This is a genomic window from Paenibacillus nuruki (genome assembly GCF_963311185.1).
Taxonomy (GTDB): Bacteria; Bacillota; Bacilli; order Paenibacillales; family Paenibacillaceae; genus Saccharibacillus; species Saccharibacillus nuruki.
The window spans coordinates 4560037-4572523 of record NZ_OY725677.1; the positions used below are offsets into that span (position 1 = coordinate 4560037).

Genomic DNA, 12487 nt, shown 5'->3' on the forward strand with positions numbered 1-12487 from the left:
GAAAGGACGAAGATCATGATCAAAAATGAACGATTCGTCCCGTTACAACCGATGCGTGAAAAGCCATTTTTGCTAGAAAAGCTAGATTTGAAGTTCCGCTGGGGCAATTATGGTTTTCGGGTATTACGTTTTCATCTAAATTCGTTTGCACCTGGAGCTAAAATAGGATTTCATAAGCATTCGGAATTTGAATTTCATTTTGTCGCTTCTGGTAAAGGCAGTGTGGTATTGGACGATCAGACTTATTTTTTACAAGAAGGAATGTTTTATCTGACAGGACCTGATGTGTTACATGCGCAGGAAATGGATCAATATGACCCTTTGGAAGAATTATGTCTACATCTAGAGATCGTTCCGTTAACAACTGATTCGTTCATAGAGCGGATGGACAATGATAAGAGTATAGCTTCTGTAGAACCTGCGGATTGGGGCAAAGAACAAGAAGTCTCTGAAGCAGAACAATGTGTACGTCAATTGTATGATTTGCCTGCACGTCCGATGATGGATCGCAGACAGACGATGTCCTATTTTTATCGTGCTTATGATGCGATTGTGAATCATGAATCTGGAGTGTATGAGACAATTCGGCAGTGTATTATTCAGATTATGTTATTGACGACTCATGCCTCTAATCAGGAAAAGCAGCCATGGTTAACGTTACCGCATCGGGAAGCGTCTGAAGTGCATTTTCAAATGGCATGTCAGTTTATACGGGATAACTATATGTTTCCGATTGCGCTAGAAGAAGTGGCGACTACAGTAGGCATTAGCAAACGTCAATTACAGCGTGTTTTTCAAAAATATACATCGGCTACATTTACTGCTTATCTGGAAGAAGTTCGTTTGACGCATATTTGTACAGAACTTCGTATAGGGAACAAAACTGTAGAGCATATCGCTTTAGATAATGGTTTTGAAAATGTAAATTATCTATATCTGGTCTTCAAAAAAAGGTATGGTATGACTCCTCGTTCTTTCAAAGAACAATCTCAACAGATCATCAACGAATAATGGCGTGATAAATACTTGATCAGGAGCTGAATAGCAAATGACCTCTAAAATTCGTATAGGTATTATCGGCAGTGGCGGTATTGCACGTATGCATGTCAATGCGTATCGTCAGATGGAAAATGTAGAGATTGTAGGTGTGGCAGATATTGTGCCTGATCGAGCCAGTCAATTTATAGCGACTCATCATTTGAACCAAGCACACGCTTACGAGGATCATCTGGTATTGCTAGAGCAAGAATTAGATGGAGTCAGTATTTGTACGCCTAATGTATCGCATTATCAGACAACAATGGATGCTCTTGCCGCAGGTAAAAATGTATTGCTGGAAAAGCCGATGTCTGTGACGTTGCAAGAATCTGTTGAAATGGTAGAGATGTCCAAAAAATCTGGAAAAATGTTATCGATCGGCTTCCAACCACGTTATGATCCGAATATGCAATTTATTCGCAATTATATTCAAGATGGCAATCTAGGCAAAATATATTATGTTGAAGTCGGTGGTGGTCGTCGTAGGGGGATGCCGCAGGGTACATTTATCCGCAAAGAATTAGCAGGTGCAGGTGCACTCGCTGATATCGGTTGTTATTCACTGGATCTAGCTCTTCATACACTGGGTCATCCGAAGCCGTTAACGGTATCTGCCACAGTATCGAACCACTTCGGAACCAATCCCAAGTACCATCCTGAAGCAGACAACTTTAATGTAGAAGATTTTGGCGCTGCATTGATCCGTTTAGAAGGCGGTATTACTCTTCAATTCAAAACAGCTTGGGCGATGCATATGGATACGCTGGGAGCGACTCGTTTCCTCGGAACAGATGCCGGTATGAAAATCACTCCTTATGGCGAAGGCCCATGGTCAGGCGTATGGGATGGTGGTGTAGGTACGATTACCAAGTATCATGATATCGGTGGTCGCTTAACCCATACTCCAATTCCATGTGTACGCTCTGAACTTAATTTATTTGATGAAAAAGTAAAAGATTTCGTCCATGCTGTAGCGAATGGATTACCTGCTCCTATTTCGGGAGAACAGATTATTTTGAATCAAGCGATTATTGATGGGATTTTCCGTTCTTCAGAACTGGGCAAAGAAGTTGATATTGTATTACCTTAAGCGTTTGATGTTATAAGCACGACTTAAGTTCAATAATATAAGCTAATCATTCAAGAAAGAATCTTTCGATTATTCGATCAAAATCGAGTGCGAAAGGTTCTTTTTTATGCCTTTTTCTAAATTAGATAGGAAGAATAACGTTACGTTAACTCACACAAACCTCAATACGGAAAATAGTTCATCATCGGAATATAGTTGATTATTAAAATGATACCGTTTTCATTGGTAAAGTTTATGCTCGGAAAATAGTTGATTGTCTGAATATCGCTGTAAATGCCATACTGAGAACATCCCAAAAGGAGCATATGACAATTATGCTAACTTTTTCGTACAAAGATAAACGTTCTAAGGGAGATAAGCTGACAAAGGGGTTGAGAAGATGAAAAAAGGTCCAAATCAAAAAATGGTTAAAGGTGTCACAAGCTCAATGTTGGCAATTGTATTAGCAGGCATTACCATTTTTGCGGGATGTTCTTCCAATGAAAGTAGCAGCGGTGCCACAAGTGCAGATGGAAGTTCTATTTTAAAAGTAGAAGTCTTCGATCGTGGTAATTCTCCATCTGGTTATACCATTAGTGATAACTATATGACCAAGTTAGTTGATGAACGTTTTGGCAAACCGAATAAAATTGATGTGCAGTATGTACCGGTTCCTCGTTCCGATGAATTGCAGAAGTTGAACGTCTTGATGGCAAGTGGAGGCGATGTACCTGATATCGTATTTACTTATGATCAAGGAACATTCAATCGTTATGCAGAACAAGGTGGATTGACGGATTTAACAGATTTGCTCAATCAATACGGCCCTAATCTCAAAAAATTCTTAGGTGATGACACACTGGCTTACGGGCAAATAGAAGGTAAACAATTTGCGATTCCAGGCAAGCGGTCTGTTCTTGGGAAATATGCTTCTTATATCCGTCAAGATTGGTTAGATGAACTGAAATTACCGATGCCACAAACAACCGATGAGCTGTATACGACACTCAAAGCTTTTAAAGAAAAAGATCCGGGCAAAGTCGGTAGCGGTCTAATTCCATTCGGTATGACGATTGCACCTGCTCAATATGATCCATTGTTATGGTCTTTTGTCCAACAACCATTAACAGATGAACAAAAATATACATTAACGCAAAAGCTAGGTTCCAGTGATTATCCTACATTATTGCCGGGCTTCAAAGAAGGTCTGCAATTTATGAACAAACTATATAACGAAAAGCTAATCAGTACAGACTTTGGCTTAGATGAAGACAAAAAACAATTATGGCAAGATGTCCAAAACGGTAAAGTCGGCTTTTATACCGAAGATGCTGGTGAATTGTATTTCACCTATAACGGAACTTACAAAAATCTAAAAACCAATGTAAAAGGTGCAGAATTAACACCTACCGATGTCTTTACTAATAATGAAGGCAAACATGCCAAACCTGAATATGCTTCGAACGGTCTGTATATTATGATTCCCAAATCTAGCCCTAGAGCGGTGGAAGCGATCAAATATCTAGACTGGATGGCTTCAGACAAAAATTTATTTGATATGCAAAATGGTGTAGAAGGCGAGAATTATACACTGAAAGACGGCGTGCCTGTTGCCAAAGAAGATGCGACCGAAGAAGCAACCAATCGCTTGTACAATTACGGAGATATGGCGATTATCGCTAACGGTAAAATCGTAGGCACAGAAGAGCAAAACAACGACGCTTATATCATGCAGACACCGGAAGAATATCAAGCCGCGATGCGTAAATCTGTGGAAATTTCCAATACAGATACCATCCCACCCGTTAACTTCAGCGTTCCTATCAAAGCCGAAGCTAAATATGGTAGCGGACTACAAGACAAATACAATCAACTGATCGTTAAAGCAACAATGGCTCCAACCGCTCAATTCGATACCGTCTACGATTCACTACTCAAAGACTATATGAGTAGCGGCGGCCAAGCCATCCTAGACGAACGCACCAAAGTATTCCAAGAACAAGGCGCGAAGTAAAAAGTTTGATTTCAAGCAACTCCCTAATCAAAAGCCAAAACTTGCCCCACCCGCCTACTGTGCAAAACCGCAACGCCATCTTTAAAGAAAAATGTGCTCCTACCACTAAGCGTAGTGAACAGATTCTTTCTGAAAGTCGCCTTTAAGACTCGGATATCGACCGCCCAGCGGTCAAATCAAGATATCCGATCTTACCAGCGACGCCAAGAAAGAATCCGTTCACGAAGCGCTTTCCCACCAAGAGCACATCACCACTCAAACCAGAGTGAGGTTTTTTCCACACCATTTTAATGAAAGGGGAGTACCAACGTGAGAATGTCTACTTATCTTCGCAGATACTGGCAGTTGTATTTCCTGCTCATTTTACCGATTGCTTACTTTCTGACTTTCAAATACGGGCCGATGTACGGTATTCAGATTGCTTTTAAAGACTTTAACTTTTTTCAAGGGATCAATGATAGTGAATGGATCGGTTGGGATGCATTTCGTGAAGTTTTTCAAAATCAGGATTTCTACAAAACATTACGCAACACATTAATGCTGAATTTTCTAGATCTGTTGGTTTCTTTTCCAGCGCCTTTACTACTAGCGATCATGCTATATGAAGTCAAAGCCGTCTGGTTCAAAAAGTTATCACAGACTATTCTGTATATTCCGCATTTTATCTCATGGGTCATTATTGGAGGCATTGTGTATCAAGTATTCGGTACGCAATCAGGATTCGTTAATAATATGTGGATGGCTCTTGGATTTCAGCCGATCCCTTTTCTAACTGATCCAAATTATTGGTTGGTGACATATCTGCTAACCGGTGTATGGCAAAGTGCAGGTTGGGGAACGATTCTCTATCTAGCTGCATTAACAGGTATCAACAAAGAACTATATGAAGCCGCAGATATGGATGGAGCAGGACGACTGAAGCGTATCTGGCATATTACATTGCCCGGTCTGAAAACAACGATTATTACGTTGTTGATCATCAATCTCGGTAATATGGTCACGATCGGATTTGAACGTCCATTTGTGATTGGTAATGTAGCGGTACAAGATTACTCGGATGTACTGAGTACCTTTGTATATCGGATCGGTCTAGAATCAGGGCAATACACATTAGCAACAGTCGTTGGTCTTTTTCAGGCAGTCGTGGGCTTGATATTTGTACTTGGTGCGAACTATGCGTCTAAGAAATCGACAGGAGAGGGGATACTTTAATGGATAAATTAGCGGATATTAGCAAAACAACAGCCGTCAAAGCCAAGCCAGCTAGCAGTAAAGGCGATCGGATTTTTGATATCGTCAATATTACGTTACTGAGTATCGTTGTACTCGTCTGTCTGATTCCTTTTATTCATATCCTGGCGATCTCACTGAGTTCAGCACGTCCGATCATGTCGGGTGAAGTTTCTCTTTTTCCAGTCGAATGGACGGTAGAAGCCTACGTCAAAGTATTTAGCGATATGTCGATGATTCGGTCGCTTGGATTCACCGTTATGCTGACAGTCATTTTTACTATTTTATGTATGGCAATGACGATTGCAGCAGGGTATCCATTATCCAAGTCTAATCTTAAAGGACGCGGATTCTTTATGGTATTGATTATTATTACGATGTTTTTCAGTGGTGGTATTATTCCAGAGTATATTCTGGTACGTAATCTACATTTACTGGATACGATGTGGGCATTGATTTTACCCGGATTGATTAGCCCCTTTTATCTAATTATTATGATTTCCTTTTTCCGCAATATTCCCGAGAGTCTAGAAGAAGCGGCTGAAATAGACGGAAGCAGTCACTTTTATACATTATGGCGGATCATTTTACCGTTGTCTTTGCCAGTGATCGCAACATTAAGCCTTTTCTATGCAGTCGGACGCTGGAATGGATTTATGGATACGCTCATGTATATTAACAGCCCGGAATTATATCCATTACAGCTCAAATTATATCAATTGATCCAAAATAATATGGCAAGCGAATTGATGCGTAATGAAGTGGTTGGTTCAGCACAAATGATGCCTGAAAGTCTCAAAGCCGCCAGTGTTATTTTTGCTACACTTCCGATTCTGATCGTGTATCCGTGGTTGCAACGTTACTTTGTCAGTGGAGTGATGTTAGGGGCAGTCAAAGGTTAAAGCTATTGCACATCTAGAAGGATCATGAAAGGAGTCTATATGCTTACATCCAAAGGAGAATATTCATTTTCAACATGCTGGAATATTAAGCGTCATTCTAGCGGAGCAGAGATGATCGCAGAGATTCAAGAGCTTGGATTTCAGCAAGTGGAACTCAACTATAATGTGACTACTGAGATGCTAAAAACGATTGAACCGATGATTGAACGTGGCATGATCGGTATATCCAGTGTGCATAATACATTTCCTCATACACCTGATCCTGATTATGGCACTGATTCGGTATTGCTAGGCTTTGATGATGAAGTAAAACGGCAAAAGGCGATAGATCTACTGGTGGGTTCAGCTGAGTATGCTCATCGTTATGGAGCCAAAGCTGTGGTCGTTCATCCCGGAGAGATTCCTTTTGCAAACAATATAGATGAGACGTTAAAAGGCATTTATCACGAACAAGGCAAAGACTCACCTGCTTATCAACAGCTATGGTCTGAAATGATCGAGCGTCGGGAAAGTCTATCCGAGCATTATTTAGAGCGTATTCAGCACAGTCTGGAAGAGGTATGTGACCGTGTATTATCCAAAGGATACAATGTGGCTTTTGGTATTGAAACACGTTCACGTTGTTACCAGATGCCTACCTTAGCTGAAGCGAAAAAAGTACGTGAACGGATGAAAGGTGCGCCTGTCTATCTCTGGTACGATATCGGTCACGGAATGATGATGGATCGCATGGGCTTGTATCAGAATGCCGAAGAAGCCAACGCTATGAAAGACGATATTATCGGTGTGCATATTCATGAAACGTTAGGCTTATCCGATCATTGGTGCCCTTATATCCATAGTAAAGACATGACTTTTTTCGATCGCTTTCTCGATATTATCGATGCAGCGCCTGTCAAAGTATATGAACTGAAAGCCGCTTGTCAGCCTGAAGAGATTGAAGCCAGTCATCAGCTTTTAATCTCCAAAATTCAAGAGCGTCATCGTAAATAAAACAGGATACCGCAATACGAAATAGATCATACACAGACAAATCGATATCAAGTAGAAAAGCAAGGAGGACATTGCTATGGCTGTCAGCAGGCAACTGGTAAGCATCAATGATCAATGGGTAGAAGAAGGTCTAGCAGGACAGATTCTCGATCGGAATCATCGATCTTTTGGAGGCGTGGTTGATCGTGAAAATGGGATCGCTTGGCCTAACCATCATGCAGGAACACCTGTCTGGATGTCGGTATGGGGAGCCGCATTAGTGAATCCTGATTCGGCTTATTATCATCATGAAGAGGTGCTGGAACGGCTAGAATATGCAGCCCAGTATATGCTTTCTTTTCAACATGAAGATGGGTCCATCTCTCCGGGGTGGACTAATTTTCATTCGCCTCCAGATACAGCGTTTGTCGTGGTCGGTTATTCGCAGTTGTATCTACTATTAGAACAAGATGATTGGAGTAAAAATGCTCCTGTCGCTAGTCGGATATTGTTATTTCTCAAGCAAACGATTCCGGTGATGTTAACAGGAGGTTGCCATACACCTAATCATCGCTGGGTCTTGTCGGCGGCACTTAGTTATCTGTATCAATTATTCGGTGATTCTCGATTACTCACACGGGCAGAACAATGGTTGGCAGAAGGAATCGATGCGACTCCAGATGGAGAATGGACTGAGCGTAGTAACGGTATTTACAATGCAGTTAGTGATGTGATGTTAATCCATACCGCACGTATATTATCCAAGCCTGAATACCTACAACCTGTGCGTGCTAATCTGAATATGATGATCTATTTGATTCATCCTTCTGGCGAGATTGTCACCGATTATTCAGGTCGGCAAGATTTCGGGCAGACCTTTACACTAGACAATTATCTGCTTGCTTATTATCTGATGACTCCCATCGACCATAATGCTCAATTTGCAACGATGACGGAATTAGCTGAACAAGCATTATGTACGACCACTGTGCGTCCACCGAGTAGTGCTAACAATCCGCTAGTCGGCATGTTGTTGTATCCACATGAAGGGGAGACAGTCATCGCTACTGCTTTGCCCACCCATTATCGCCAAATGATTAATGGTTCATTTGATCGTGACTCGTATATCCAGCAGATTGCAGAAGTAGGCTATTCGCAGATTCAATACAGTCGACCTCATTTGGATTTTGGCGCGCCTGTCATGCGTATTCGTGAAGAAAAGACAAGCGTAACGATGATGGCAGAAACGTCTTCATTCCTAGCGATTAGACATGGACATGTACGACTATTAGGTGTACAGATTGCTTCTTATTTTGGGCCGGGCTTTGTACCGATGCAGACGTTAACCGAAACGACTGAGGGGTTCACCATGACAGCGACGTATGAAAAGGGTTACAATAGTTGTGTACCCGAGCATGAATTACCTGCTTCTGCACAAGCAACAGTGAGTCCATGGTATTTGCTTCCTCATCAACACCGTATTGCTACCCATACGCAGACTTATCAACTGGAAGTGCGTATGACCGAATTGGAAAATGGATATGATCTACATATCATCTCTAATGAGCCTGCCGATGTAATGACACAACTATCATTTGTTTTTGACCAGCAAGCGATCATTACAGCAGTCGATGGACACTTAGAGCAGATACACCCTTTTTCCCAATTATGGTCAGCAGGAACAGTCGTTGTACAGCAAGGAAATGACCGAATAGAATTAACAGGTGGTTGTCTGGAACATACGGCTCTAAGTGTGCGAGAAGCGCATTATCCGCAAGATTGTCAGACACTACTTGTGAATGTAATGACTCCTTTTGAACACAGAATAGGGATTCGTCTCTTATCCGGTACGGATGTATGATTTTAGCGATCTGCATCTACAACTATGTCGAATAAAGAGGTGATTGATTTGCGTAATCAAAAGTATACGTATACCGCTCCACCGAATGGGTTTCCTGAATGGAACCGCAATCCTGGCATTTTCCGTCTGAACCGTCTAGATGCTCATGCTTCTGTGATTCCGTATGATTCGGTAGAGCAGACATTAAATGGAGAGATCGCAGATTCACCATATTACCAATCCTTAAATGGAACATGGCAATTCGCATGGGCTGAAAATCCAGATCAGCGTATTGTTGATTTTTATACAAAAGAGTATGACACCAGTACATGGAAAACGATCCCTGTACCTGCGCACTGGCAAATGCATGGTTATGATGCTCCTCACTATACCAATGTGCGCTATCCATGGGATGGACATGAAGATATTCAACCACCGGAAGCGCCAACCAAATTCAACCCTGTAGGCTCATATGTACGCACGTTTTCTGTGCCTCAAGAGTGGCAGGATAAAGGTTCAGTCTATATTCATTTTGCAGGTGTAGAATCTGCTTTTTATATCTGGGTGAATGGCGATTTAGTTGGTTATAGCGAAGATTCGTTTACACCCGCAGAATTCGATCTGACTCCTTATTTGCAAGCCGGCGAAAATAAATTAGCTGTCGAAGTCTATCGCTGGAGTGATGCGAGCTGGTTAGAAGATCAAGATTTCTGGCGCTTGAGCGGTATTTTTAGAGATGTCTATCTGTACGCATTACCGGATACCCATATTCAAGACTTTTTTGTACATACTGATCTGGATGCACAGATTCAGGACGCACAATTAACGGTCGATCTTACATTACATCATTCCGGTTCAGCACTGGCTCGTCCTGATCCGACAGATAGTCTACGATTTACCGATGTAGCCAAAGAATCGTATAGCGTACATGCCCAATTATACGATGCAGACCGCAATCCTCTTTGGGATCTTCCTTTAAGTAGCCCGGTTTCATTTCCTTTTAATGCAACTGAAGGATTAGAAGGTGGGGATATTCATCGGACACAGATTCAGTTGTCTACCGAGGTGATCAATCCTTTGAAATGGAGTGCAGAAGCACCTCATCTGTATCATCTGGTACTTACGCTGAAAGATGCACAAGGTCATATTATTCAGCATACCGGCTGTCAGGTGGGCTTCCGTACCTTTGCGATTGAAGGCAATCTGATGAAGATCAATGGGAAAACAGTGGTATTCAAAGGGGTCAATCGTCATGAATTCAATGCAGTGACTGGACGCGCAATTACACGCGAAGATATGATCGCAGATATTCAACTGATGAAATCTTACAATATCAATGCAGTACGAACGTCTCATTATCCTAATCATCCACTCTGGTACGAACTATGTAATCAGTATGGATTGTATGTGATTGATGAAGTGAATCTGGAAAGTCATGGTGCATGGACTTATGGTCAAAAAGAATTGCTTAATACCGTTCCGGGCAGCAATCCAGATTGGACATATAATGTGCTAGACCGTACCAATTCGATGTTCCAACGGGACAAAAACCATCCTTCGATTGTGATCTGGTCGCTGGGTAATGAATCGTTCGGTGGCGATAATTTCTTGCATATGGCGGATTTTCTCCGTAAAGCGGATCCATCACGGGTCGTACATTATGAAGGCGTATTCCATTATCGTCCGTCTGAAGCGGCATCTGATATCGAAAGTCAGATGTATACCCATATTCGCGAGATCGAGAAATATGCTCAAAATCATCCAACGAAGCCCTTTATTCTGTGTGAATACAGTCATGCGATGGGGAACTCTTGTGGTGGTTTAGCCGAATACTGGCAATTGTTCGACCGCTATGAAGTGTTGCAAGGTGGATTTATCTGGGATTGGATTGATCAAGCGATTCAGACACAGACCGAAGATGGAACCACGTATTTAGCGTACGGTGGTGACTTTGGTGAAAGTCCGCATGATGGCAATTTCTGTGGCGATGGTCTGATCTTTGCCGATCGTACCGTATCTGCGAAGCTGGATGAAGTGAAAAAATGTTATGAACAGGTGAAATTCAACTGGCGATTAGGTAGTGATCACCCTGTCGATGAAGGGCTTGAATCGAATGCAGTGATTACGACCAAGCATTTATCTGCGGGTGAATCGGTGATTGAAGTCGAGCTAACGAATCAGTATTTGTTTACTTCGTTAGAAGAATTTGATTTTAAATGGGTATTAACAGCAAATGGTCAACCTGCTGATCATGGTGTACTGAGCAATGTGATCTGTGCACCCGGGCAGACCGTTACAGTCACATTACCAGAGTTGAAGCAGATTCCACGTGCACCTGGAGTCGAGTATATTTTGACACTTTCTATCGTGCTTCGCACAGATCAATTGTGGGCGCAAGCCGGTCATGAAGTTGCCTTTTCTCAATTTACATTGCCTGTCGTATTGTCGTTTGGTTCTCATCATGATGCCGAATTGCATGAACCTGAGCCGATTAGCGAATCGAGCCTTGTCGCTGTACAACATGCAGGCATGATTATGATCAATGGTGAAGGGTTCTCGATTATTTTTGATTCGACCAATGGCGAAATGTTGTCTTATCAGATCAATAAAGTACAATTGTTAGCTCAAGCACCTGCTCCTCATTTCTGGCGTGCTGTAACAGATAATGATCGCGGGAATCATTTGGATCAGCGTAGTGAAGTATGGCGTAGTGCTTCAGATGAGCGAGAATTGGTTCATTTTGAAGTTGATCTTGCACGAGCACAAGATATCATTATTATCAAAGTGGAGTATCTACTGCCGACAGCAGGATATTCGCAATGTTTTGTAGAGTATCATATTTTTGCAGATGGACGGGTCGAAGTGACACAACGATTGAATCCGGGCAAAGACTTACCTGAGATTCCAGAGATCGGTATGCTATTGATGATGGATGCTTCCTTTGACCAATTGTCTTGGTACGGATTAGGTCCGCATGAGACGTATTGGGATCGAAAGTCTAGTGGTAAAGTCGGTATCTATACAGGAACAGTAGCCGAGCAAATGGCTCCGTACCTCAAACCACAGGAATGTGGAAATAAAGTAGATGTACGCTCTGCTACGATTACCAATAGCGATGGAGTGGGCTTACAGATTACAGGTCTACCTTTGATCGAATTGAATGTTCTTCCATACACACCGGCAGAAATGGAAGCTGCACCACATCATTACCAGTTACCTGTTAGCGGACATACGGTTGTGCGTATCAATGATAAGCAAACAGGTGTTGGCGGTGATGATAGCTGGGGTTCTGAACCACATCCACAATATCGTCTCTATGCAAATCGTTCGTATACGTATAGTTATGTAATGCAAGGAATTGTGAAATAAAACAAAGCGAAGAACCGTAAGCGAGTGATGACTCGTTTGCGGTTCTTTATCTT

Annotated in this window: 8 protein-coding genes; all 8 read left to right on the top strand. The window is 42.0% G+C overall.

Going from position 1 to position 12487, the window contains the following annotated elements:
• The first annotated feature begins 15 nt into the window (after nt 1–15).
• Nucleotides 16–1011 (top strand): AraC family transcriptional regulator, encoded by a 996-nt coding sequence (locus tag RCP16_RS20235; protein ID WP_069328002.1) that lies wholly within the window; start codon nt 16–18, stop codon nt 1009–1011.
• Between the two features lie 37 nt (nt 1012–1048).
• Nucleotides 1049–2128, top strand: a complete 1080-nt coding sequence (locus tag RCP16_RS20240) for a Gfo/Idh/MocA family protein (protein ID WP_308641179.1) — start codon at nt 1049–1051, stop codon at nt 2126–2128.
• A 379-nt stretch (nt 2129–2507) separates the two neighbouring features.
• A complete protein-coding gene (locus RCP16_RS20245) occupies nt 2508–4121 on the top strand; it encodes an extracellular solute-binding protein (RefSeq protein ID WP_308641180.1) in 1614 nt (537 codons plus the stop codon).
• Nucleotides 4122–4436: 315 nt separating this feature from the next.
• A complete protein-coding gene (locus RCP16_RS20250) occupies nt 4437–5333 on the top strand; it encodes an ABC transporter permease (RefSeq protein WP_371748239.1) in 897 nt (298 codons plus the stop codon).
• Nucleotides 5333–6253 carry a carbohydrate ABC transporter permease gene (locus RCP16_RS20255; protein ID WP_137223856.1) on the top strand — a complete coding sequence of 307 codons (921 nt, stop codon included), beginning with the start codon at nt 5333–5335 and terminating at the stop codon, nt 6251–6253. Before RCP16_RS20250 ends, RCP16_RS20255 begins: the two co-directional genes overlap by 1 nt.
• A gap of 39 nt (nt 6254–6292) precedes the next feature.
• Nucleotides 6293–7246 (top strand): sugar phosphate isomerase/epimerase family protein, encoded by a 954-nt coding sequence (locus tag RCP16_RS20260; RefSeq protein WP_308641181.1) that lies wholly within the window; start codon nt 6293–6295, stop codon nt 7244–7246.
• Nucleotides 7247–7322: 76 nt separating this feature from the next.
• The gene (locus RCP16_RS20265) at nt 7323–9086 is read left to right on the top strand and encodes a prenyltransferase/squalene oxidase repeat-containing protein (protein WP_069328007.1); all 1764 of its coding nucleotides are present in this window, start codon (nt 7323–7325) and stop codon (nt 9084–9086) included.
• 24 nt (nt 9087–9110) lie between these two features.
• Nucleotides 9111–12434: a beta-galactosidase, LacZ type gene (gene lacZ, locus RCP16_RS20270; protein ID WP_308641182.1), complete on the top strand. Its 3324-nt coding sequence runs from the start codon at nt 9111–9113 to the stop codon at nt 12432–12434.
• Nucleotides 12435–12487 lie beyond the last annotated feature (53 nt).

Excerpts from the sequence above, each read along its gene's own strand:
- RCP16_RS20235 (WP_069328002.1), top strand. The coding sequence starts at position 16 with ATGATCAAAAATGAACGATTCGTCCCGTTACAACCGATGCGTGAAAAG.
- RCP16_RS20240 (WP_308641179.1), top strand. The coding sequence starts at position 1,049 with ATGACCTCTAAAATTCGTATAGGTATTATCGGCAGTGGCGGTATTGCA.
- RCP16_RS20245 (WP_308641180.1), top strand. The coding sequence starts at position 2,508 with ATGAAAAAAGGTCCAAATCAAAAAATGGTTAAAGGTGTCACAAGCTCA.
- RCP16_RS20250 (WP_371748239.1), top strand. The coding sequence starts at position 4,437 with ATGTCTACTTATCTTCGCAGATACTGGCAGTTGTATTTCCTGCTCATT.
- RCP16_RS20255 (WP_137223856.1), top strand. The coding sequence starts at position 5,333 with ATGGATAAATTAGCGGATATTAGCAAAACAACAGCCGTCAAAGCCAAG.
- RCP16_RS20260 (WP_308641181.1), top strand. The coding sequence starts at position 6,293 with ATGCTTACATCCAAAGGAGAATATTCATTTTCAACATGCTGGAATATT.
- RCP16_RS20265 (WP_069328007.1), top strand. The coding sequence starts at position 7,323 with ATGGCTGTCAGCAGGCAACTGGTAAGCATCAATGATCAATGGGTAGAA.
- lacZ (WP_308641182.1), top strand. The coding sequence starts at position 9,111 with ATGTCGAATAAAGAGGTGATTGATTTGCGTAATCAAAAGTATACGTAT.